Annotated in this window: 17 protein-coding genes and 1 pseudogene; 16 read left to right on the forward strand and 2 right to left on the reverse strand. The window is 23.0% G+C overall.

Going from position 1 to position 25,088, the window contains the following annotated elements; all coding sequences use genetic code 11:
- Window positions 1-112: 112 nt before the first annotated feature.
- The 12 genes and pseudogenes from JIC14_RS00440 (at window position 113) to JIC14_RS00495 (ending at window position 17,210) form a co-directional block, all read left to right on the forward strand.
- Window positions 113-2,929, forward strand: a complete 2,817-nt coding sequence (locus tag JIC14_RS00440; RefSeq protein ID WP_201329843.1) for a 2-oxoglutarate dehydrogenase E1 component — start codon at window positions 113-115, stop codon at window positions 2,927-2,929.
- 35 nt (window positions 2,930-2,964) lie between these two features.
- Window positions 2,965-4,161: a 2-oxoglutarate dehydrogenase complex dihydrolipoyllysine-residue succinyltransferase gene (odhB, locus tag JIC14_RS00445; RefSeq protein WP_201329844.1), complete on the forward strand. Its 1,197-nt coding sequence runs from the start codon at window positions 2,965-2,967 to the stop codon at window positions 4,159-4,161.
- A gap of 48 nt (window positions 4,162-4,209) precedes the next feature.
- Window positions 4,210-5,655 carry a dihydrolipoyl dehydrogenase gene (lpdA, locus tag JIC14_RS00450; RefSeq protein ID WP_201329845.1) on the forward strand — a complete coding sequence of 482 codons (1,446 nt, stop codon included), beginning with the start codon at window positions 4,210-4,212 and terminating at the stop codon, window positions 5,653-5,655.
- A gap of 12 nt (window positions 5,656-5,667) precedes the next feature.
- Entirely contained in the window at window positions 5,668-6,726 is a 1,059-nt protein-coding gene (zapE, locus tag JIC14_RS00455; protein ID WP_201329846.1) for a cell division protein ZapE, read from the forward strand.
- 119 nt (window positions 6,727-6,845) lie between these two features.
- Window positions 6,846-7,277 (forward strand): nucleoside-diphosphate kinase, encoded by a 432-nt coding sequence (ndk, locus tag JIC14_RS00460; RefSeq protein WP_201329847.1) that lies wholly within the window; start codon window positions 6,846-6,848, stop codon window positions 7,275-7,277.
- Window positions 7,278-7,307: 30 nt separating this feature from the next.
- Window positions 7,308-8,381: a 23S rRNA (adenine(2503)-C(2))-methyltransferase RlmN gene (gene rlmN / locus JIC14_RS00465; RefSeq protein ID WP_201329848.1), complete on the forward strand. Its 1,074-nt coding sequence runs from the start codon at window positions 7,308-7,310 to the stop codon at window positions 8,379-8,381.
- A gap of 103 nt (window positions 8,382-8,484) precedes the next feature.
- Complete coding sequence (hisS, locus tag JIC14_RS00470; RefSeq protein WP_201329849.1) at window positions 8,485-9,813, forward strand: histidine--tRNA ligase; 1,329 nt, start codon at window positions 8,485-8,487, stop codon at window positions 9,811-9,813.
- Window positions 9,814-9,899: 86 nt separating this feature from the next.
- Complete coding sequence (gene der / locus JIC14_RS00475) at window positions 9,900-11,246, forward strand: ribosome biogenesis GTPase Der (protein ID WP_201329850.1); 1,347 nt, start codon at window positions 9,900-9,902, stop codon at window positions 11,244-11,246.
- 227 nt (window positions 11,247-11,473) lie between these two features.
- Complete coding sequence (clpP, locus tag JIC14_RS00480; protein WP_320412641.1) at window positions 11,474-12,100, forward strand: ATP-dependent Clp endopeptidase proteolytic subunit ClpP; 627 nt, start codon at window positions 11,474-11,476, stop codon at window positions 12,098-12,100.
- A gap of 90 nt (window positions 12,101-12,190) precedes the next feature.
- Window positions 12,191-13,444, forward strand: coding sequence for an ATP-dependent Clp protease ATP-binding subunit ClpX (gene clpX / locus JIC14_RS00485; protein WP_201329851.1), 1,254 nt, complete (start codon window positions 12,191-12,193; stop codon window positions 13,442-13,444).
- A gap of 218 nt (window positions 13,445-13,662) precedes the next feature.
- A pseudogene (gene lon / locus JIC14_RS00490) lies at window positions 13,663-15,912 on the forward strand (endopeptidase La); the annotation flags it as partial.
- 1,094 nt (window positions 15,913-17,006) lie between these two features.
- Entirely contained in the window at window positions 17,007-17,210 is a 204-nt protein-coding gene (locus JIC14_RS00495; RefSeq protein ID WP_020915365.1) for a cold-shock protein, read from the forward strand.
- Between the two features lie 985 nt (window positions 17,211-18,195).
- On the opposite strand, the gene bioD is transcribed toward JIC14_RS00495, so the two are convergent.
- Window positions 18,196-18,897 (reverse strand): dethiobiotin synthase, encoded by a 702-nt coding sequence (bioD, locus tag JIC14_RS00500; protein WP_201329853.1) that lies wholly within the window; start codon window positions 18,895-18,897, stop codon window positions 18,196-18,198.
- A gap of 15 nt (window positions 18,898-18,912) precedes the next feature.
- Window positions 18,913-19,881, reverse strand: coding sequence for a thioredoxin-disulfide reductase (gene trxB, locus JIC14_RS00505; protein ID WP_201329854.1), 969 nt, complete (start codon window positions 19,879-19,881; stop codon window positions 18,913-18,915).
- Window positions 19,882-20,369: 488 nt separating this feature from the next.
- Here trxB and JIC14_RS00510 point away from each other — a divergent pair, with 488 nt between their 5' ends.
- The 4 genes from JIC14_RS00510 to JIC14_RS00525 all read left to right on the forward strand — a co-directional run bounded on the left by JIC14_RS00510 (window position 20,370) and on the right by JIC14_RS00525 (window position 25,045).
- A complete protein-coding gene (locus JIC14_RS00510) occupies window positions 20,370-22,196 on the forward strand; it encodes a DNA translocase FtsK (protein ID WP_201329855.1) in 1,827 nt (608 codons plus the stop codon).
- 35 nt (window positions 22,197-22,231) lie between these two features.
- Window positions 22,232-23,551 carry a DNA recombination protein RmuC gene (locus JIC14_RS00515; RefSeq protein ID WP_201329856.1) on the forward strand — a complete coding sequence of 440 codons (1,320 nt, stop codon included), beginning with the start codon at window positions 22,232-22,234 and terminating at the stop codon, window positions 23,549-23,551.
- A 230-nt stretch (window positions 23,552-23,781) separates the two neighbouring features.
- Window positions 23,782-24,258 carry a transcription elongation factor GreA gene (gene greA, locus JIC14_RS00520; RefSeq protein WP_201329857.1) on the forward strand — a complete coding sequence of 159 codons (477 nt, stop codon included), beginning with the start codon at window positions 23,782-23,784 and terminating at the stop codon, window positions 24,256-24,258.
- Window positions 24,259-24,397: 139 nt separating this feature from the next.
- Window positions 24,398-25,045 (forward strand): RlmE family RNA methyltransferase, encoded by a 648-nt coding sequence (locus tag JIC14_RS00525; protein WP_201329948.1) that lies wholly within the window; start codon window positions 24,398-24,400, stop codon window positions 25,043-25,045.
- Window positions 25,046-25,088: the final 43 nt, after the last annotated feature.

Genomic DNA, 25,088 nt, shown 5'->3' on the forward strand with positions numbered 1-25,088 from the left:
TTGTGTATATTATTATGCCCAGTTATACACTGGGCAGTTTTTAAAAATTATTTAATTGTAAAAAAATTACATAATTTAATTCATCTCGTAAAATATAAAATAGGTAAGTAAAATGACAAATCAATACGAGAAATATAATTTATATTCTTATTTTTATAGTGAAAATCTTTTATATATAGAAGATTTATATAAATCTTATTTAAAAAATTCAAATTCTATATCAGAAAATTGGAAAATATGTTTTGATTTAATGCAATCTATTAATTATCAAAATAAATTAAATATAAATTTTAAAAATTTAAATAAAGAAACAGATAATATTTCTATTTATAAAAAAAATCATAAAAAATTCGAATTAACATCTTTAATAGATAGTTACCGTAGATTAGGTGTATATTTTGCTAACTTAGATCCATTAAAACAAAAAATAAAAAAAATAAATTTAGCTTCTAAATTAAATATAAAATTTTATAATTTTAATGAATCTGATATGGATTCTATTATTAATGTTAATAATATTTTTTTTGGAGTTAAAGAAATAACATTACGAAATTTATTAAAATTTCTTAAAAATACTTATACTAGTAATATTGGATCTGAATTTATGTATATTAATAACTTAAAAGAAGTTAAATGGATCCAAGAACAATTAGAGTCAACTCAAGCAACTCCAAATTTTTCAAAAGAAAAACAAAAAAATATTCTTTTTCTTCTTACAGCGGCAGAAGGATTGGAGCGTTATTTACATAATCGTTATGTGGGTCAAAAACGCTTTTCTTTAGAGGGGAGTGAAAGTTTTATTTTATCATTAAATGAAATTATTCAACGCTCCGGAAAAAAAGGTATTCGTGAAATTGTTATAGGTATGGCTCATCGTGGACGATTAAATGTTCTTGTAAATATTTTAGGAAAAAAACCAAAAGAATTATTTGATGAATTCGAGGATAAAAATAGCAAAAATTTACTTTCTGGTGACGTAAAATATCATCAAGGATTTTCTTCTAATATTAATACTCCTGGAGGAATAATTCATTTATCTTTAGCATTTAATCCTTCTCATTTAGAAATTATTAATCCTGTTGTTGAGGGGTCTGTTAAAGCACGAATGGAAAGAAGAAATGATAAATTTGGTACACAAGTTTTACCAATTTTAGTGCATGGTGATGCCGCTTTTTCCGGACAAGGTGTAGTAATGGAAACTCTAAATTTTTCTCAAATAAATAATTATAATACTGGAGGAACTATACATATTATAATTAATAACCAAATTGGTTTTACAACTAGTCCAAATGATTCACGTTCTACTTTATATTGCTCAGATATAGGGAAAATAATTGAAGCACCAGTTTTTCATGTTAATGGAGACGATCCAGAGGCTGTAATATTAGTTACTCAAATTGCCGTGGATTATCGAATGAAATTTAAAAAAGATTGTATTATAGATATTATTTGTTTTCGTAAATTGGGGCACAATGAACAAGATACTCCATCATTAACGCAACCTTTAATGTATAAAAAAATTTTTCAACACCCAGGTATTCGTAAATTATATGCCAATAAATTAGATACACAAAAAATTTTAACAAAACATGAAAGCGAGCATATGATAAAGGAATTTAATGATATGATAAATACCGGTAAATCTATCGTTAATTCTATACCATCAAATTTTATTCATGATAAATTTACATTAAAATGGGCTCCATTTTTAAAAAATCAATATATTAATAATTTTAATACTAATACCTCAATATCTTTAGAAAAATTAAAAATTTTATCAAAAAAAATAACTAATATACCTAAAAATTTTAAATTACATAAGTTAGTTAAAAAAATTTTAAAAGATCGAGTTGCAATGGGATGCGGTCAATTGAATTTAGATTGGGGTATGGCGGAACATTTATCATATGCATCATTAGTTATATCCGGTTATGGAGTTCGTCTATCTGGACAAGATTCTGGTAGAGGTACTTTTTCTCATCGTCATGCCATACTTTATAATCAAGACTATGAATATTCAAAAAAAGATAATATATCAACCTATGTACCTTTACATAATGTTAGTAAAAATCAAGAAAAATTTCATATAATTAATTCTATTCTTTCTGAAGAAGCTATATTAGGATTTGAATATGGTTTTTCAACATCTTCACCAAATACATTAACAATTTGGGAAGCACAATTTGGGGATTTTGCTAATGGCGCACAAGTAATTATTGATCAATTTATCAGCTCTAGTGAAGAAAAATGGGGTAGAATATCTGGTTTAACTCTAATGTTACCTCATGGTTATGAAGGTCAAGGCCCGGAGCATTCCTCTGCTCGCTTAGAACGCTTTTTACAATTATGCGCAAATAATAATATGCAAATAGTACAACCAACTTCTGCTTCTCAAATTTTTCATTTATTACGTTATCAAATGATTCGCCCAATTCGAAAACCATTAATTATTATAACTCCTAAATCTTTATTACGAAAAAAAGAAGCATCTTCAACTTTAATAGATTTAGCAACCGGTAAATTTAATAAAATTATTAGTGAAATAGATGATATAATTAATCCTAAAAAAGTAAAAAGGATTATCGCTTGTTCTGGTAAACTTTATTATAATTTATTTGATTTTCGAAAAAAGAAAAATAAAAATGATGTTGCGATTATTCGTATTGAGCAACTTTATCCATTTCCTCATGAAGATTTTTTAAAAATTTTAAGAAAATTTAAATATTTTGAGAAATTAGTATGGGCTCAAGATGAACCCAAAAATCAAGGAGCATGGCCACAAATACAAGAAAATATTTTAAAAAATTTAACATCAACTCAAAAATTAATATACGCAGGCCGATCTTGTAGTGCATCACCTGCCTCCGGTTATTATAGTAAACATTGTGAAGAACAAATAACTTTATTAAATAATGCTTTTTTTAAATAAAATTAAAATACTTAAAATATTATGGAGAAAAATTTATGGCACTTATTGAAGTAAAAGTTCCGCAGTTATCGGAATCTATATCAGAAGCAACGTTATTAAATTGGCATAAAAAGGAAGGAGAATTAGTTGTTCGTAATGAAAATTTAATTGATATCGAAACAGATAAAGTAATATTAGAATTACCGGCTCCACAAGATGGTATAATTAATAAAATTATTATTTCTGATGGATCTATTGTGACTTCTAATCAAGTAATTGCACTAATCGATACCAATGTTTCTAAATTAAACTCTAAAACAGAAATAAAAAATAAAAAAGATATAAAAAATCTTAATACTATTGCAATGCCCTCTGCTAAAAAAATTCTTTCAGATAATAATTTAAAAATTTCTCAAATTAATGGTACAGGTAAAGATGGTCGTATAATTAAGGAAGATGTTCTTAAGGTTTTATCATCGATAAAAAATATAAATAAAAAAATACCCGAAAAATCTAAACCATATTTAAATAATATTTCTATAAAAAATAATTCTCGATTAGAAGAATATGTTCCTATGAGCAGATTGCGTATGTGTATTGCGGAACGTTTATTACAATCACAAGCTAATAGCGCAATTTTAACTACATTTAATGAAGTTAATATGCAATCAATAATTGATTTACGTTTAAAATATAAAGATAAATTTGAAAAAGAACATAATGTAAAATTAGGTTTTATGTCTTTTTTTGTAAAAGCAGTTGTTTCTGCTTTAAAGCAATATCCAATTATTAATGCCTCAGTAGATAGTAGTAATATTATTTATCATAAATATTATGATATTGGAATTGCTATTAGCTCATCTAGAGGATTAGTTGTTCCAATATTACGTAACGCAGATATAATGTCAATTTCTGATATTGAAAAAAAAATTAATGAATTTAGTAATAAAGCACATAATAATAAACTTTTACCAGAAGAAATGAGTGGAGGTACATTTACTATATCAAATGGAGGTGTATTTGGTTCTATGCTTTCAACTCCAATTATTAACCCTCCTCAATCAGCTATTTTAGGTGTTCATGCAATAAAAAAACGTGTTATTGTTGAAAATAATAATATTGTAATTCGTCCAATTAATTATTTTGCATTATCATACGATCATAGAATAATAGATGGTCGTGAAGCAGTGCTCAGTCTTGCGGTAATTAAAAAAAATCTAGAAGATCCATATTGTTTATTCTTGGATTTATAAAATAATTTTAAATAAACTTTAAATTAAAGTTAATAAGAGAGTTTTATTATGAATAAAAATTTTGATGTTATAGTTATTGGAGCTGGTCCTGGAGGATATGTAGCGTCAATTCGTTCAGCACAATTAGGATTTAAAACAGCCTGCATTGATGAATGGAAAGATCATGCAGAAAATTTTGCATTAGGAGGAACTTGTACAAATGTTGGATGTATTCCATCTAAAGCTTTATTACAAACCTCTAATTATTTTGAAAATACAAAAAATTCGTTTTTTGAATATGGCATTAATATAGAAAATATAAAATTAAATTTACAAAAAATGCTAGAAAGAAAAAATAATATAATAAAACAAAATAATGCAGGAATATTATTTTTATTTAAAAAATATAAAATAAAATTTTTTCATGGTCATGCAACTTTTACTGGAAAAATATATAATGATTTTTATGAAATTCAAATTATTAATAAAAACAAAGAAATAATAATTACCGCTAAATATATAATTATAGCAACTGGCTCTAATGCAAGATCTTTTCCAGATGTAAAATTTGATGAAAATTTAATTTTATCTAATAAAGGTGCGTTAGAAATGGTTGATGTTCCAAAAAAACTTTGTATTATTGGTGCTGGTGTAATTGGTCTTGAAATAGGGAGTATTTGGAGAAGATTAGGTTCTAAAGTTACTATTTTAGAGATATCATCTAATTTTTTAAATATAGTGGATGAGGAAATTTCAAAAAAAGCATATAATTTATTAACTAAACAAGGATTAAATATAATTCTTAATGTTAAAATACATGATATTAAAATTAATAAAAAAAATATTTTGATTAATTACACTAATAAATCAACTAATTTAAAAACAGAAATAATTACATCAATTTTTGATAAATTATTAATTTCTATAGGTAGAATTCCAAATACAAATAATTTAAATATTGATAAAATTGGTTTAAAGATGAATGAAAATAATTTTATCATAGTTAACGATAATTGTGAAACTAATATATCTAATATTTATGCAATTGGTGATGTTGTAAGAGGCCCAATGCTCGCTCATAAAGCGGAAGAAGAAGGAATTATGGTCGCTGAACATATTTCTGGTCAAAAACATTCTATTAATTTTAATGCTTTACCTTTTGTCATTTATACCCTTCCTGAAATTGCTTCTGTTGGTAAAACTGAGCAATATTTAAAAAAACATAATATTTCTTATAATGTTGGTATATTCCCATTTTTGGCTAACAGTCGTGCGCGTATTTTAGGTGAAACATCGGGTATGGTTAAAATATTATCTGATATGAATTCAGATGAAATTTTAGGTATTCATATTATTGGTCCAATGGCATCTGAATTAATTTCAGAAGCAGTTATGGCGATAGAATTTCGTGCATCATCTGAGGATATTGCGCGAATATGTCATGTGCACCCATCATTATCGGAAGCAATAAAAGAAGCTGCTATGTCAATTGAAAATCGTTCTATTAATTATTAATTTATATTGTTAATGAATTTTAAAGAACATTACATAAATTATTTAATTAAAAAAAAATATTATTTTGATTCTTCACAAATTAAAGTAATTAATTATTTACAATTAACGTATGAAAAATGGGTAAAATATAAAAAATATAATAAAAATTTTTTTAAAAAAATAATATTACGTAAAAAAGTACCTCGAGGAATATATTTATGGGGAGATGTTGGTAGAGGAAAATCATATATAATGAATTTTTTTTATTCCATGATTCCATTTGAAAAAAAAATTCGTTTTCATTTTTATGAATGGATAAAAAATATACATTATATACTTCATAAATCAAAAAATTTATTAAATCCATTGGATAATATAGCATTAAAAATATCTAAAAAATATTGGCTTATTTATTTAGATGAATTTCATATATTAGATACAGCTAATGCTATAATTTTTTTTAATTTTTTTAAAAAATTACTTGATAATAATGTATCCCTTATTATAACATCGAATTATAATCCTAATTTATTGTATTCAGATAACTTACATTATAATCATATATTACCAATAATTAAATTATTAAAGGAAAAAATGGATATCATAAATATTAACGGTGATATTGATTACAGGTTTTTACCAAAAAAAAATAGTTATTATTATACACCCATAAATACTTTAAATAACAATAAATTATTACATTTATTTAATAAAATAAAAAAAAATTCAGAAGAAAATTCATATATTTATGTTACTGGAAATCGTAAAATATATACAGTACGTTGTTCTAAAAATATAATTTGGTTTGATTTTTTTACATTATGTAAAGAGGCATATTCACAAAATGATTATTTAGAGATTGCTAATAATTTTAAAAATATAATATTATCGAATGTTCCCCGTATGTCTATTGATATGTCCTTAGAAGTTCGTCGTTTTACTTGGTTAATTGATATATTTTATGAGTATAAAATAAAATTAATTATTTTAGCTGAAGTTGAACCAATTAAATTATATACTAAGGGACCTTTATCAAATGAATTTAAGCGTATAGTTTCTCGTATCATGGAAATGCAATATTTTTATTCTTAATATTCTTAGAAAATAAAAATTTATAAAAATAAATACATATTTATAAAAATTGAATTTTACTTGAAAATAAGTTAAATTTAGTAAATTACTTAATAATAATTAATTAGAAAATTTATAAAATGACAATCGAGCAAACATTATCAATTCTTAAACCAGATGCATTAAAAAAAAATATAATAGGTGAAATTTATGATCGTTATGAAAAAATAGGTTTGAAAATTATCGCTGCTTATATGAAGCAATTATCAAAAATTGATGTTGAAAAATTTTATTCAATACATAAAACACGTTCTTTTTTTAAAAATTTAGTAGACTTTATGATTTCTGGTCCTGTGTTTCTTCAGGTATTAGAGGGAGAGGATGCGATTAAGAAACATAGAATTTTAATAGGTGATACCAACCCAATAAAAGCAACTAAAGGAACAATTCGCGCGGATTTTGCGGAGTCAATTGATAAAAATATAGTACATGGATCTGATTCTATTAAAAATGCAAAATTTGAAATTTCATATTTTTTTTCAATTTCAAATATTTATTCAAAATATTTATAAAATACTTAAAAATTTATATCAATTTAATAAATGATTAATTTATTAGATTTAAGCCCATTAAAATTTGTGAATTATTGTCAAGAATTAGGTGAAATGCCTTTCCGTGCTCAACAATTGCAAAAATGGATTCACAAATTTGGTGTATCTGATTTTAATAAAATGACAGATATTTCCATATCTTTACGTAAAAAATTAAAAAACTCTGGATATATTAAAGCTCCTCATATAATTAGTGATCAAATTTCTTTTGATGGAACTCGTAAATGGATTTTTAATGTTAAAAAAAATATAATAGAAACCGTTTTTATTCCAGAAAAAAATAGAAATACTTTATGCATTTCAACGCAAGTAGGTTGTGCAATAAATTGCATATTTTGTTCTACTGGAAAACAAGGATTTATTCGCAATTTAACAATTGGAGAAATTATTGGACAATTATGGGTTATTGAATTTAAATTAAGAAAAGAAAAAAATATTAAAATTGATTTTATAAAAAATCGTCAAATTACTAACATAGTTATGATGGGGATGGGAGAACCATTATTAAATTATAAATCCACTATCGGTGCCTTAAAATTAATATTAAGTGATCACGCCTATGGTTTATCAAGACGTCATGTGATACTCTCAACTACCGGAATTATACCAATGATTGATAAATTATCGAAAGAATGTCCAGTAGAATTAGCAATATCCTTACATGCATCTAATGATAATTTAAGGAATCAATTAATTCCTATAAGTAAAAAATATCCTTTAAAAGAATTAATATTAGCTTGTCATCGATATATTACTTATTCTCCACGTCATATGATAACTTTTGAATATTGTATGCTTCATGGTATTAATGATGAAGATATTCATGCTCTAGAATTAATTTCTCTCATGAAAAAAAATAAAATATTAATGTCATGTAAAATTAATCTTATTCCATTTAATTATTTTCCTAATTCGAATTTAATATGCTCTAAAAGTTCTCGTATAAAAATATTTGCAAAAATTTTAATGAATTCTGGTCTTTTTGTTACTATACGTAAAATACGAGGAAATGATATTAATGCCGCTTGCGGGCAGTTATCAGGTAAAATATTAAATCACATTTAATTAAACTAATTAATAGTTAATTAATTTTTTAAATTTATATTCAATTAAATTATTAATTAAAATTTATTTTTAATTATTAATGTTTTTATTAAATAAATGCAAAATGTTTAAAAAAAAGAATAAAATATATAGAATTAAAGGTATGAATGATATTTTACCTATCGATTCTAAATTATGGGAATTACTGGAAAATAAAATATTTTTTTTATTAAAAAGTTATGGATTTGAACAAATACGAACACCAATTGTTGAATCTACTTCTTTATTTATGCATTCTCTAGGAGAAGCAACCGATATTGTGAAAAAAGAAATGTATTCTTTTATTGATGCATTAAATGGAGATAATTTATCATTACGCCCAGAAGGAACTGCAAGTGTTATACGAGCGGTAATTGAAAATAATTTAATTTATGATGGTCCTAAAAGACTTTGGTATAGTGGGCCAATGTTTCGTCACGAACGACCTCAATGTGGACGATATCGACAATTTTATCAAATTGGTGTAGAAGCAATTGGTTTTCCTGGTCCAGATATTGATGCCGAATTAATTATAATGTGCTCTCGATTATGGAGAAATTTAAAATTAAAAAATATTTATTTAGAACTTAATTCTATTGGAAATTTTCATGAAAGAAAAAAATACTGTATTGATCTAATTAATTATATTGAAAAACATAAAGATTCAAAATGGTTTTGTGATGATATAAAACATCGTTTATCTTTAAATTCACTCCGTGTTTTAGATAGTAAAAATTTAATTATACAAAAAATATTAAGTAATGCACCAAAATTACTAGATTATTTAGAAAAAGATTCTTTAGATCATTTTAATAATGTTCAAAAAATTTTAAAATATAATAATATTTCTTATAAAATTAATACAAAATTAGTAAGAGGAATGGATTATTATAATCGCACCGTTTTTGAATGGACTACCGATAAATTAGGTTCACAAAATTCTATATGTGGCGGAGGAAGATATGATTTTTTAATCAAAAAATTTAGTAATAAATTTGTTCCAGCATCTGGATTTGCTATAGGAGTAGAGCGGTTAATTGAGTTAATAAAAAAATCAAATATAAATTATAATTCTTCAAATACATGTGATATATATATAGTTCACGTAGGACAAGAAGCAGAATTAAAAGCATTTTTACTATCTGAAAATTTACGAACATTGGGATTAAAAGTTATTTTAAATTGTATTTTTAACAATATACCTGAAAACTTTAAATCTCAAATGAAGCGCGCTAATGCTAGTAATGCTAGTTTTGCTGCTATAATAGGAGAAAATGAAATCGCAAATAACACTTTAATTATTAAAGATTTACGTAACCAATATAATAATCCTACATTAAAACAAATTTCTATTTCCTTTCAAGACGCAGGAAATTATTTGTATAAAAAAATTATTAAAAATATAAATAATTAAACTATCTAAAGCTTACTATTAATAGTATAGTATTTTTTTTAAAAAAATTTTTTTATAAATTATTTAAAAACTATATTAAATTAAAAATGAAACCTGTTCTTGTTTTAGTTGGTCGTCCTAATGTTGGTAAATCAACTTTATTTAATCGTTTAACTAATTCTAGAAACGCTCTTGTAGCTAATCATCCTGGATCAACACGTGATCGTCATTATGGAGAAGTAAATATAGGTAAAAAATCATTTATTATTATTGATACCGGAGGCTTTGATCCAGAAGTAAAAAAAGGTATTATGTATGAAATGACCAAACAAACTAAACAGGCAATAATTGAATCAGATATTATAATTTTTATTGTTGATGGTAGACAGGGTTTAGTTGCGCAAGATAAAATAATTACTAATTTTTTACGAAAATCTGGACAACCAATTGTATTAGTAATAAATAAATCTGAAAATATTAATTCTTCTATGATGTCTTCAGATTTTTATGAACTAGGAATTAGTAATACGCATATAATATCCGCATTATATGGAAATGGTATTAAAAATTTTATCGAAAATATACTAAATATAAAGCTTACTTATAAAAATTTTTCTAAAAAAAAAGAATTTATTAATATTAATTCTATTAAATATATTAAAGTTGCTATTGTAGGTAAACCAAATGTAGGAAAATCTACATTAATTAATACATTATTAGGAGAAAAACGCGTTATTACTTATGATATACCAGGAACCACTCGTGATTCAATAAGATCATTATTTGAATATAATAATCAAAAATATATATTAATTGATACCGCTGGAATTCGACGTCGGGGTAAAATTTTTGAAGTTATTGAAAAATTTTCTGTTATTAAAACATTAAAATCAATTTTAGAAGCAAATGTGGTAATACTACTCTTAGATGCGCAACAAAATATTTCTGAACAAGATGTAAATATTGCTCATTTTATATATGAATCAGGACGCGCATTAATAGTTTGTGTTAATAAATGGGATAGTATTATTCATAATCAACGTGAAATTATTAAAAATAATATAAAAAGAAAATTAAATTTTCTTTCATTTGCAATATTTAATTTTATTTCTGCCATAAAATTACATAACATTAATTCTTTTATGAAGTCAATTAATCATGTTTATGATGCAGCAATAATTAATCTTTCTACTCCTAGAGTAACACGCGCTCTTATTAATGCAATTAAAAAACATCCTCCTTGTCGTAAAAAAATAATTCGTCCAAAATTACGCTACGCACATCAAGGAGGAAAAAATCCACCTATTATAGTGATTCATGGAAATAGGTTGAAATATATTGGAAATGATTATAAACGTTATTTAGAAAAATATTTTTGTAAAACTTTTTCTCTTGTAGGTACTCCTTTAAAAATTGAGTTTCGATCAAATATAAATCCGTATATTAAAAAATAAAACATAAATAAGTTTAATAATATAAATATATTTTTAAAAAAAATAAAAGTATAATGTTAAAGTAAAAAATATATTATATAATCTACTTTATTTATTCTCTTATAATCTAATATTAAAAAATGGTTTAAAAATATTTAAAATAATAGATTGCAAAAATTAATATTTTATTAAATTAATTATTAAACCTAATTTTTTAAGATTTAAATTAACTTTATATTAAATAATAAATGAATATTTTTAAAAAATATAATAAATCAAATATAGATATGATTGGTTTAATACCAATGGTTATTGAAAAAAATGGACAAAGAGAACGTTCTTATGATATTTATTCACGTTTATTAAAGGAACGTATAATTTTTTTAGTAGGTGTAATTAATGATTTATCTGCTAATTTGATTATAGCACAAATGTTATTTTTAGAAAGCGAAGATTCAAATAAAGATATTTTTCTTTATATTAATTCTCCTGGGGGATCAGTATCCTCTGGTATGGCTATTTTTGATACAATGCAATTTATTAAACCAAATGTTTCTACATTATGCATTGGTTTAGCTGCTTCAATGGGTGCATTTTTATTGGCGTCAGGAGCTAAAGGTAAACGTTTTTCTTTACCAAATTCGCGAATTATGATTCATCAACCATTAGGAGGGGCACAGGGCCAGGCATCAGATATTGAAATTCAAGCACGTGAAATACTTTATCTTCGTCAACGTTTAAATGAAATTTTATCTGAAAAAACAGGTCATTCTGTAAAAAAAATCAGTAAAGATACTGATCGTGATAATTTTATGTCTGCAAAAATGGCTATAGAATATTGCTTAATTGATAAAATTTTAAAACAAAGAAAATAATTTTAATTTCAAGCTTTAAATTTATTTAAATTAATTTAATATTTATATATCTAATTAATATTTATATATCTAACTAAATATATGTCTTATATGTCTGAAAAAAAAAAATTAAATAATAAAAATTTTTTATTTTGTTCTTTTTGTAGTAAACATAAAAATGAAATAAAAAAATTAGTGTCCGGATCTTTTATGTCAATTTGTAATGAATGCATTAAATCATGTAATGAAATTATGTGTGATAATAATACCCTTATTGTAAATTCAAATTCTAAAATTAAGGTAAATTTATCGACACCAAAGGAAATAACTAATTTTTTAAATAAATATGTAATTGGACAAAAAAACGCAAAACGCATTTTATCTGTGGCTGTGTATAATCATTATAAGCGTATTCAATATTTTTTAAATAAAAATAATGAAGATGATGTTGAGTTATCGAAAAGTAATATATTAATAATTGGATCCACTGGATCTGGTAAAACTTTATTAGCACAAACCTTAGCTCGTATGTTAAATGTTCCATTTGTTATTACAGACGCTACAACCTTAACAGAAGCTGGTTATGTTGGTGAAGATGTAGAAAATATTATACAAAAATTATTACAAAATTGTAATTATAACGTTGAAAAAGCGCAACAAGGAATTATATATATTGATGAAATTGATAAAATTTCTCGCAAATCAGAAAATCCATCTATTACACGAGATGTTTCTGGAGAAGGGGTTCAACAAGCATTATTAAAATTAATTGAAGGAACAATAGCCTCAGTCCCTCCAGCGGGAGGTCGCAAGCATCCAGATCAAAATTTTATACAAATTGATACAACTAACATTATGTTTATTTGTGGAGGAGCATTTAATGGGTTAGATAAAATTATATTAGAACGTTCTCAAAAAACAAGTATTGGATTTTCTGCAAAAATTACAAATGATAATGATAAAAAAATATTAAATCCAGAACCAAGAGATCTTATTAAATTTGGTATTATTCCGGAATTAATTGGACGTTTACCAATAATTATTACTTTACATGAACTCAATGAATCAGCTTTAATGAAAATTTTATTAGAACCTAAAAATGCGTTAATTAAACAGTATTCAAAATTATTAAAAATGGAAAATGTAGAGTTAGAAATTAAGCCAAAAGCTTTAAATGCTATTGTTAAAAAAGCTTTAACGCGAAATGTGGGTGCCCGTGGTTTACGATCAATCATGGAAGAAACTTTGCTTAATATAATGTATGAGTTACCCAATAAAAAAAATGTTAAAAAAATAATTATTGATGAAGATTCAATTATTAATCAAGCTAAACCATCAATAATTTATCATGAGTCCACTAAATAGATAAATTATTTTTATGTAATCATTACAATAAAATATTATGCATTAATATAAATTAATATAGATTATAATTAAATTGAAAGATTCAGAAATTTTAAATTAATAACAAATATTATTAATAATTTTTTTAAAAGATTTATTATATGACAAATTCTAAATCATCTAATGAGTATTTACAATTACCTTTATTAGTATTACAAGATATCGTTATATTTCCTTATATGGTAATGTCTTTATTTGTTAGTCGCCTTAAATCAAAAAAAGCATTAGAAGCCGCAATAAAAGGAAATGAAACAATAATAATTTCAACACGAAAAAATTTTTTTACGAATGAGCCATCTGTTAATGATATCTATAAAGTCGGCTGTGTAGTTAATATTTTACAAGTTATTAAATTACCAGATGGTAATATTAAAATATTAATAGAAGGAGTTCAAAGGGTAAAGATTCATTTTATAGATGAATTAAATTATTATATTGCTAATATAACTCCTATGACTGATTCTAATACTACCAGTGCATCTGAGAACGAAGCAATGAGACGTACAATTATTCAAGAATTTGATAAATATTTAAAATTCAATAAAAAACTTTCTCCTGAAATTTTAAAAATATTAATTAATATAAGTGATCCAAGTTTATTAATTGATACTATCATAGCTCATTTACCATTAAGAGTTGAACAAAAACAGTTTATATTAGAAACTCCTGGAGTTTTTCAAAGACATGAGCATTTAATATCCCAACTAGAAAATGAGCTTGATATTTTACAAATTGAAAAACGTATTCGTAGTCGTATTAAACGACAAATGGAAAAATCTAATAGAGAATATTATTTAAATGAGCAAGTAAAAGCTATTCAAAAAGAATTAGGAGAAGAAGAAGAAGGGGTGGATTTGGAAGAACTTGAAAAGAAAATAATCTCAGCAAGAATGTCAAAAGAAGCCTTTGAAAAAGCTCATAACGAATTTCGTAAACTTAGATTAATGCCTCTTATGTCGGCAGAAGCAACTGTAGTACGTAATTATATAGATACATTAATTGCATTACCATGGAAAAAAAAATCTAAAATAAATAATTCATTAAATTACGCAGAAAAAATCCTGGAAGGAGATCATTATGGTCTTAATAAAATTAAAGAGCGAATATTGGAATATCTTGCCGTACAAAAACGTGTTAATAAATTAAAAGCTCCAATTTTATGCTTCGTTGGTCCTCCCGGAGTCGGAAAAACATCTTTAGGAAAGTCCATAGCGCAAGCTACTAATCGTAAATTTATTAGAATGGCATTGGGTGGCATAAAAGATGAAGCTGAAATTAGAGGTCATAGACGAACTTATATTGGATCAATGCCAGGAAAAATTATTCAAAATATTTCTAAAGTTGGTGTAAAAAATCCTTTATTTCTTCTTGATGAAATTGATAAAATAGGTATAGATTTTAGAGGAGATCCCGCTTCTGCTTTATTAGAAGTATTAGATCCTGAACAAAATCATACTTTTTCGGATAATTATATTGAGGTCTCTTTTGATTTATCAGACATAATGTTTATTGCTACATCAAATTCCTTTAATATACCTTCAGCATTATTGGATAGAATGGAGGTAATTCGTATCTCAGGTTACACCGAAGATGAAAAAACAAATATTGCATATCAATATTTATTACCAAAACAAATAAAAAATAATGGATTAAAAAAAAATGAAATTAGTATTTCAGAATCAGTAATACGAGATATTATTCGTTATTATACAAGAGAAGCCGGAGTTCGATCTCTTGAGCGTGAAATTTCTAAAATTTGTAGAAAAGTAGTAAAAAAAATACTATTAAAAAATGAAAATAAAAAAAGTAAAAAAATTATTATATCTCCTAAAAATATAAATAATTTTCTTGGTGTACGTCGTTTTGATGATAGAATTATAGAAAATGAAAATAGAATTGGGCAAGTAATTGGATTAGCTTGGACTGATGTTGGGGGAGAAATTTTAACAATTGAAGCGGTAATTGTGCCTGGAAAAGGAAAAGTTGTTAGAACCGGAACATTAGGGGATGTAATGAAAGAATCAATTGAAGCAGCATGCACTGTAGTGCGAAGTAGAGCTAATAAACTTGGTATAAAGCATGAATATTTTGAAAAAAATGATATACATATTCATGTTCCAGAAGGAGCTACACCAAAAGACGGCCCTTCTGCTGGGGTTGCTATGACAATAGTCCTCATATCAGCTTTCACTGGTATTCCTGTTAATTCTAATGTTGCTATGACTGGAGAGATAACTTTACGAGGAGAAATTTTAAAAATTGGCGGGTTAAAAGAAAAATTATTAGCGGCACATCAAAATGGAATTAAAACTGTGCTTATTCCTGAACAAAATTTTAAAAATTTAATAGAAATTCCAGATAATATTAAAAATAATCTTAATATCATTCCTGTGCGTTGGATTGATAAAGCCATAGAAATAGCATTAGAACATAAATCAAAATAACTTATTTTTAAAAAATTTATAAATAATAAATTTAATAATTTTTAAAAAGATTAATTAATTTATTTTGTAACTATTGATAAATTTTATTTTTTCCTCAACCAGAAAAACGTTTTATATAAAAATAAACATTATTTTTTTATAAATTTTAGAAATAATTTTGTTAATAATACTATTTATTAGCTACACTATATATTAGTAAAATATATAGAATTTAATTTTTTATTTTATAAAATTAATTCTTTTTAAGATAATTAACTTTTTATATTTTATGATTTTAAGTAAATATTGTTTCCACTTAATTAAATTAAGTCATACTATATAAAATGCAAATAACTAATACTATTACATAATTAACGTAACTACACTTAAAAACATATTAGCTATTCATAATTAATTTTTAATATATTAATACCAGTTTTAAATAATAGTAATTATAATAAAATATTGAAAATTTTTATTCATAAAATCATATATAACTTTTTTAATATTATATTTTTTTAAATTATAATTATAAATTATTTCTGGTATTAATTTTTCTAACATATTTTTTATATTAAAATAATATTAATTGTATTATGTAAAGAGTAGCTTAATATATAAAATAATTAAAAAATCTACCTATCTCTCTTATAAAAAACAATAAATACTACATGTAACTTATTTTAGTTAAATTTATACATTATTGTTTTTTAATTATATCTTATTAATTTTGTAATTTAATTTAATATTTATTTAAAATAAAAACCTTAAGAAAATTTTTTATAATAATAAATAGGATATTAGTATGATTAGCTATTAAAATTTAATTAAAATATTTTAATTTTTTTAAAAATATAATTAGAATTGTATAAAGATGAATAACTAAAATTATTAAATTAATAAAAACAGTATTATAATAAAATTATTCTTTTTTTAAAAAAATTATGTATTTAAATAAAAATAGTTTTATGCATAGTTATTTATCTTGTATAATTTAAAAATTGTTAATATTTAGTTAAAAGAACAATTTAGTTCTAAAACTGATATAACTTTAAAACGATAATAAGTAAATAGCAAAATTAACTGAAATAGGAATTGCAATGGCAACTGGCGTCGTAAAATGGTTTAATGATTCTAAGGGTTTTGGTTTTATTACACCTGATGAAGGTGGTGAAGATTTATTTGCTCATTTTTCAGCTATTCAATCAAGTGGATTTAAATCTCTTCAAGAGAATCAACGTGTTTCTTTTGAAGTAACTACAGGCCCTAAAGGAAAACAAGCTTCAAATATTCAAGCCATTTAATTAAATTTTAATAAAATTTCATTAAATCCTCAACTTAGGTTGAGGATTTTTTGTTTTTAATATTATTTAACCAATTTACAGTTTTATATATACCGGATTTTAAATGTTTCTTTTGGTATCCAATTTAATTTTGATACTAGTTAATATCTATAATGCCCAATCTATCGGTAAAAATAATTATATCAAAATAATTAACATTACATTTTCTATTAAATTTTTTAATCAAATCTAGATACAAAGAAATAATACTTAACATATACCAATCTCTAATTTACAACTCATTTCTATAAATTGGTAAATATTTTCCTAATAATATATAATATATTATTAATCATTAAAAAAATCATTTTTTTCAAAAAATGATAAAAAAATAATTTCTACAACAATTTACTTATAAGATTTGATGCTACTTTTAACGTAAAATAGGGATTATTTAGAAAATATAGGGATTATTTGGAGTATAAATGTTTTCTTCCATAGAAAGTTATCATTCTTGATAAAAAACTATAAACTTTATCAGTTTATATATGATCATTTTAATTTCTTTAATTTAAATAAATAAAAACGAACCATCTCCAAAAAACTAAAAATATAAAACAATATTGTATTAATAAATATATCTGGATATATCTGGTTTTTTTATATACAAGCGATTTTACATTAGTTTTTATTGCAAAATGTATTATTCAAAGCATATTAATTTTATATTTATCACAAATATTAGTTTTTAAAAAAAATAATGATTATTATCTATATTATTAATATTACCTCGTAGTAATTTAATTACTAGTGAAAAAAAAATGATTTTATTTAGGAAGTATATAAAGCAATATAATCATTTTATATAAACATATCACCTCATCTTTTCTTGTTGAATTTATAAATACCCAGAATATATTATATATCTATATTTAAAATAAGATCTTTAGACTTTTTAAGTCAATCTAAATCTACGTCACCAGTAATAAAAATTATAAATAAAATATTAAAATAATGAAGAAAAATCTAAATAATGAGCTATTAAATTAATATTTAAATTATATAAATATGGTATTTTACCAAATGAGGTTACATTTAAATACTTAGTAAGCTCAATATAATTTTCATTTGAAAATAATGTGTCTACCATTTGAATATTATTAGCAACCCAACCAATAAGCTTTAATCCGCGAGAATTTATTGCCTCAACACTTAATAAAGCATGATTTATACAACCAATTTTTAAATCAATAACTAAAATTACCGGTAAACCTAATTTTTCCGCTAAATCTGCACTATTTTCATGATCATTAAATGGTACAGAAAATCCACCAATTCCTTCCAATATAATAACATCAGTTAAATTAGATAAATAATTATAACAATTAATAATATGAGAAATATTAATTATACGGTTTTCTAAATTAGAAGATGTATATGGTGAAATTGGATATTTAAATAAATAAGGATTAATTAATTTAGTAAAACTATATAAATTATTACTATATTTATTTAATAAATTTATATCTTCATTGATCCATATTTTATTTTTATTATTAAAGTAGGCTCCAGATGCAACGGGTTTCATCCCAATACAAGATATACCACGTTTTTTAAATTCCGAAAGTAATGCACAACTGATTATAGTTTTTCCTATATTAGTATTAGTTCCAGTAATAAAATAATGTAAAAAATTTTTATTTATCATTTTTTATTTTTTAATTTATATTTTATTAATCTTTTCAAGATAACGTTGAGCATCTAATGCAGCCATACACCCAGATCCAGCACTAGTAATTGCTTGTCTATAAATACAATCTTGTACATCTCCAGCAGCAAATACACCAGAAATATTAGTTGATGTATAACCTGTTTTTATACTTAATTTTGTTTTAATATAACCGTTCTTCATCTCTAATTGTCCTTTAAAAATATCTGTATTAGGTTTGTGACCAATCGCTATAAATATTCCATCAATAGATAAATTATATACATATTTTTTATTAATTTCCTCTAAATTAATACCAGTTACAGTATTATCTCCTATTATTTTATGTACAATATGTTTTAATTTAATATCAATTTTTCCTTCATTAACTTTTTGCATTAAGCGATCTATTAATATTTTCTCAGAGCGAAATTTTTCTTTTCGGTGAATTAAAGTTACTTTTTTGGCAATATTTGATAAATAAAGAGCTTCTTCAACAGCAGTATTCCCCCCACCAATTACTGCAATATTTTTATTAGAATAAAAAAAACCATCACATGTTGCGCAAGTTGATATACCTTTACCTACAAAAGCAGATTCTGATTCTAATCCTAAATATTTTGCTGATGCACCTGTAGCAATAATTAATGAATCACAAATATATTTATTATTATCACCTATTAATTGAATAGGTTTTTTTAATAAAAATACTGTATGAATATGATCAAAAAAAATTTCCGTATTAAATTTTTCAGCATGTTTTAAAAAACGATCCATTAATTCTGGTCCCCTTACTCCATGAGGATCTCCGGGCCAATTTTCTATTTTATCGGTAGTCATTAATTGACCTCCTTTTTCAATTCCAGTAATTAATAATGGATTAAGATTAGCTCTTGCTGCATATATAGCGGCACTATACCCAGCTGGTCCTGAGCCAAGAATTATAACCTTAGAATATTTAGAGGATAAATTAGAAGAAATCATAAAATTTTTAAATATTAAAATAATACTTTATTATAAATAATGTTTTTATTGTATAAAAATAAAAATTTTTATAATTAAATTTTATACAATATCAATACAATATCAATATAAATAAATGCATAACTGATTTTATAATATTAAAGTTTTATTTTAAAAATTTTTTATTATATATTTTTTTTAAAATAACATTATTATCTTTTTTAAATAATAAAATTATTGTGATAATATATAATAATATAATTATAGATGATATAATTATATTTAATTTATGTTTTATAGTTTTATAAAAAAATAAAATAAATTAATTCTTAAAGAAATTATTTATCATATAAAAAATTTTTATTTTAAATAATTTTTATTATTAATTTTATAATATTAATTAAAAATAAAATTAATATTAATATTGAATATATTTTATTTTTTTAAAATTTAATATATTACTATCTATATCTTTGGAGAAAATATGGAAAAATTATTAGTAATATAATATGTTAAAAAATTTTTATTTCGCTAAATTTATAAAATATTTATTAATATTTATTGGAATAAGTATTATTTTTTTTTTAAATATATTTTTATTAAGGACAATTAAAATAATTTATATTTTTTTAAAAAATTATTTATTTTTTTTTTTTGTAAAAAAAAATAAAATATTATATCAAAAAAAAAATGTTTCATTAGAATTTCCTAATAAAACATCTATTAATAAAAAATTACCTATTAATAAAACATCTATTAATAAAAAATTACCTATTAATAAAACATCTATTAATAAAAAATTACCTATTAATAAAACATCTATTAATAAAAAATTACCTATTAATAAAACATCTATTAATAAAAAATTACCTATTAATAAAACATCTATTAATAAAAAATTACCTATTAATAAAACATCTATTAATAAAAAATTACCTATTAATAAAACATCTATTAATAAAAAATTACCTATTAATAAAACATCTATTAATAAAAAATTACCTATTAATAAAACATCTATTAATAAAAAATTACCTATTAATAAAACATCTATTAATAAAAAATTACCTATTAATAAAACATCTATTAATAAAAAATTACCTATTAATAAAATTAATTATACTTTACCACCATTATTTTTATTAGATAAAGCCTCTAAAAAAAAAGTTACATCTATTAAAAATTTAAAATTTATTGGTAATCTAATTGAAAAAAAACTATCTGATTTTGGTATTCAGGTAAAAGTTGTAATGATTCATTCGGGACCCGTAATTACTTGTTATGAAATTGAATTAGCTGTTGGTATTAAAGGTAGTCAAATTATTAATTTATCACGTGATTTAGCACGATCATTATCATTGACCTCTCTTAGAGTAATTGAAATAATTCCCGGAACAAATCACATGGGTATTGAATTACCAAATCCTAAACGAAAAATAGTGCGTTTAATAGAGATATTTGATTCTGATATTTATAAAAATAGTACTTCTAAATTAACTATAGCTCTTGGTAAAAATATTATTGGAAATCCAGTAATAATAAATTTAGAAAAAATGTCCCACATATTAATTTCTGGAACCACTGGTTCTGGTAAATCAATTGCAATTAACGCTATAATTCTATCAATTTTATATAAATCATATCCAAGCGATGTAAAACTAATTTTAATTGATCCAAAAATGCTAGAATTATCAATTTATAAAGATATTCCGCATTTATTAACACCTGTTATTACAAATATGAAAAAAGTAAGTCATATACTTAATTGGACAATAAATGAAATGGAACAAAGATATCAAAAAATGTCAAAATTAGGTGTGAGAAATTTATTTGAATATAATAAAAAAATTTTTAATCTATATAAAAATAATATTCTTAAAAATAAAAAAAAATTAGAATTAAATTCTACAGAATATTTAAATACTTTACCATCAATTATTATCATAATTGATGAATTAGCAGATTTAATAATGATCGATGGAAAAAACATAGAAAAATTAATTGTACGTATTTCACAGAAAGCAAGAGCTGCTGGTATTCACTTAATTTTAGCTACTCAAAGGCCTTCAGTAAATATAATAACAGGTTTAATTAAGGCTAATATTCCAACTCGTATTGCATTTAAAGTTAATAGTAAAATTGATTCGAGAACAATTCTAGATCAAATAGGCGCCGAAAAATTACTTGGAAAAGGAGATATGTTATATTTATCTAATTCTATTTCCTTAATTCGTATACATGGTGCGTTTGTCTCTAATCAAGAAGTAGAAAAAGTAATTAAATACTTAAAAAAACAAGAAAAACCTAGTTATATAAAAAATCTTTTCTTACAATGATTTTAATTATATAAATTATTTTTAATAATAAACTCATGGAATTAACTATAATATTATTAATAGGATTAATTTTAATTTCTCAATTTATATATTTTTTTTTTAATCAAAAAAATATTTCTAAATTGAATATTAATAATACACTTTTTTTTTCTAAAAAAATAACTGAAATCTTAATTCAAATTACATATTTAAAAAATTACTCACAATTTAATCAAAAATCTCTTTTAGAAAAAATTAAATATGAATTATATAATCAAATACAAAATAGCACACAAAATACTCTAAAAGAATTATATGAAAATTTTTCTCAATTACAAAAAAATTTAATAGCTCATATTAGTAATATAGCTACTTTACAAAACGATCACATTAATAATTTTTCTAAACAATTGATTAAATTAAATGAAATTAATACTAAATATATAGATAAAATGCATATAAAAATAAAATCTAATATTAAGGATTTACAAGCTAATAATAATTATCAAATAAAAGAAATATATAAATTAGTTAATAAAAAATTACATATCACTCTAGAAAAACATTTAGGAGAATCTTTTAGTGTGATGCTAGATAGATTAGAAAGAGTACATAAAGATCTTGTAAAAATGCAACAATTAGCAGTTGGTGTGGGTGATTTAAAAAGAATATTAACAAATATAAAAAGTCGAGGCACTTGGGGAGAAATTCAATTAGAAATATTATTAGAACAAGTATTAACAAAAGAACAATATTCTAAAAATGTAGAAATAATACCAGGAACTGGTAATCGAGTTGAATTTGCAATTAAATTACCCGGATTAAAAGATGATAAACCCGTTTGGATTCCAATTGATGCTAAATTTCCTAAAGAACAATATGAGCGTTTAATAGATTCTATAGAACGATCTGATTTTAATGGTATTGTTATAGCTGAAAAGGAGTTGGAACGCTATATACGTTTATCAGCAAAAAATATTTCAAAAAAATACTTATCACCACCATTAACAACAGATTTTGCTATTTTATTTTTACCAACAGAAGGGTTATACTCCGAAGTAACTCGACGCCCCGGGTTAATGGATGATCTACAAAGAATATTTCGTATAAATATAGCCGGTCCTTCTACTTTATTTGCATTATTAAATAGTTTACAAATAGGTTTTCGTACATTAGCTTTAGAAAAACATTCATCTGAAATATGGAAAATTTTAGGATTAATTAAAACTGAATTTAATAAATTTAGTGAAATTTTATCTGCAACTAAAATTACTTTAGAAAAAGCAACAAAAAATATTGAAAAAGTGGAAACTAGAAGTAGACAAATGAAGAGAAAACTAAAATTAGCTGAAGATTTACCTATAAAAAATAAATAAAATTTATATAATAAAAACTAAATATATATTTAAAAAAACAATATTAGTTATCTTAAAAAAAAATTTTTATTTAATATTTTAAGTATCTAGGATTAAAATTAATTTTATTTATGTAATTAAATTTATTATTTCTAAAATTTGTATATAAATTACTATTTTAGTATACTGTATTACTTTCTATAAAAATTGTGTTTTAAAAAATAACTTTTAATTTATAATATTTATTCAAAATGAACTCAATCCCATTAACAAAACACGGCGCTAATCTTTTAAAAAAAGAATTGAATTACTTAAAAAAAAGTGAACGTCCATCTGTTATTTCTCAAATTTCAGAAGCACGGGCACATGGTGATTTATCTGAGAATACCGAGTATAGCGCAGCTAAAGAACGTCAAAGTTTTATTGAAGGTCGTATTGCTGATATCGAAAATAAACTTAATAATGCACTTATTATTGATCCATTAAATTTAGATGCCGAGGGTCGAGTTGTTTTTGCTTCAACTGTTGATTTAGAAAATTTAGAAACAAATGAAAAAGTAACTTATCAAATAGTTGGTGTAGATGAAGCTAATATTAAAGAATCAAAAATATCTATAACCTCTCCAATAGCACGAGCATTAATAGGAAAAATAAGTGGTGATATAATTTTTTTCAAATCTCCATTAGGATTACAGGAATATAAAATTATTAAAGTTAGTTATATATAAAATTTCATAATTTCATAAAATAATTTAATAAACAACATATTAAAATTAAGTATTTATTCAAAAGTATTAATTTAAAAATAAATTTTATAATTTATTTTAATAAAAACTTTTTATATAAAAGGATATTTTATGATATATAATAATGAAAAATAAATTAGATAAAAAATGGGTACATAACCATGTTAATAATTTCTATGTAAAATTAGCAAAAAAAGAAGGATATAGAGCTCGTTCTATATATAAATTACAAGAAATTGATGCTAAAGAAAAACTAATTCAACCCGGACAAATTATTGTTGATTTAGGTAGCTCACCAGGGAGTTGGTCGCAATATATAAGACAAAAATTATCTTATAATAACAAAAATATTAATGGTACTATTATTGCATTAGATATATTAAAAATGAAACCAATTCCTAATGTAAATTTTATTCTAGGTGATTTTCGTAATAAATGCACAATAAATAATTTAAAAAAAATATTAAATGGACGTAAATTAGATCTTATTTTATCTGACATATCTCCTAATTTATCTGGTATTTCTGTTATTGATTCCGCTAATATTAAATGTATTATTAATGTAATTTTAGAATTTACTAAGGAATACATTAAACCATCTGGTTCTATATTATTAAAATGTTTTTACGGAAATAATTATAAAGAAATATTTCATAAATTTTATTGTATCTTTAAATCTGTTTCTTTAAAAAAACCCAAAGCAAGCCATAAAAATTCATCTGAAATATTTTTATTAGGAAAAAAATTAAAAAATAAACAATTAAATTAATTTTTAATAAATTTATAATTTAAATATAATTTACTTATTATTG

Source organism: Candidatus Profftella armatura (Diaphorina cf. continua) (assembly GCF_016593155.1).
Classification (GTDB): Bacteria; Pseudomonadota; Gammaproteobacteria; order Burkholderiales; family Burkholderiaceae; genus Profftella; species Profftella armatura_A.

What these genes read in the sequence shown, in the direction of transcription:
- JIC14_RS00510 (WP_201329855.1), top strand. Translation starts at nt 20,370, where the DNA reads ATGTTAAAAAATTTTTATTTCGCTAAATTTATAAAATATTTATTAATA.
- lpdA (WP_201329845.1), top strand. Translation starts at nt 4,210, where the DNA reads ATGAATAAAAATTTTGATGTTATAGTTATTGGAGCTGGTCCTGGAGGA.
- trxB (WP_201329854.1), bottom strand. Translation starts at nt 19,881, where the DNA reads ATGATTTCTTCTAATTTATCCTCTAAATATTCTAAGGTTATAATTCTT.
- der (WP_201329850.1), top strand. Translation starts at nt 9,900, where the DNA reads ATGAAACCTGTTCTTGTTTTAGTTGGTCGTCCTAATGTTGGTAAATCA.
- rlmN (WP_201329848.1), top strand. Translation starts at nt 7,308, where the DNA reads ATGATTAATTTATTAGATTTAAGCCCATTAAAATTTGTGAATTATTGT.
- zapE (WP_201329846.1), top strand. Translation starts at nt 5,668, where the DNA reads ATGAATTTTAAAGAACATTACATAAATTATTTAATTAAAAAAAAATAT.
- JIC14_RS00515 (WP_201329856.1), top strand. Translation starts at nt 22,232, where the DNA reads ATGGAATTAACTATAATATTATTAATAGGATTAATTTTAATTTCTCAA.
- greA (WP_201329857.1), top strand. Translation starts at nt 23,782, where the DNA reads ATGAACTCAATCCCATTAACAAAACACGGCGCTAATCTTTTAAAAAAA.
- JIC14_RS00495 (WP_020915365.1), top strand. Translation starts at nt 17,007, where the DNA reads ATGGCAACTGGCGTCGTAAAATGGTTTAATGATTCTAAGGGTTTTGGT.
- ndk (WP_201329847.1), top strand. Translation starts at nt 6,846, where the DNA reads ATGACAATCGAGCAAACATTATCAATTCTTAAACCAGATGCATTAAAA.
- JIC14_RS00440 (WP_201329843.1), top strand. Translation starts at nt 113, where the DNA reads ATGACAAATCAATACGAGAAATATAATTTATATTCTTATTTTTATAGT.
- clpP (WP_320412641.1), top strand. Translation starts at nt 11,474, where the DNA reads ATGAATATTTTTAAAAAATATAATAAATCAAATATAGATATGATTGGT.
- clpX (WP_201329851.1), top strand. Translation starts at nt 12,191, where the DNA reads ATGTCTGAAAAAAAAAAATTAAATAATAAAAATTTTTTATTTTGTTCT.
- hisS (WP_201329849.1), top strand. Translation starts at nt 8,485, where the DNA reads ATGTTTAAAAAAAAGAATAAAATATATAGAATTAAAGGTATGAATGAT.
- odhB (WP_201329844.1), top strand. Translation starts at nt 2,965, where the DNA reads ATGGCACTTATTGAAGTAAAAGTTCCGCAGTTATCGGAATCTATATCA.
- bioD (WP_201329853.1), bottom strand. Translation starts at nt 18,897, where the DNA reads ATGATAAATAAAAATTTTTTACATTATTTTATTACTGGAACTAATACT.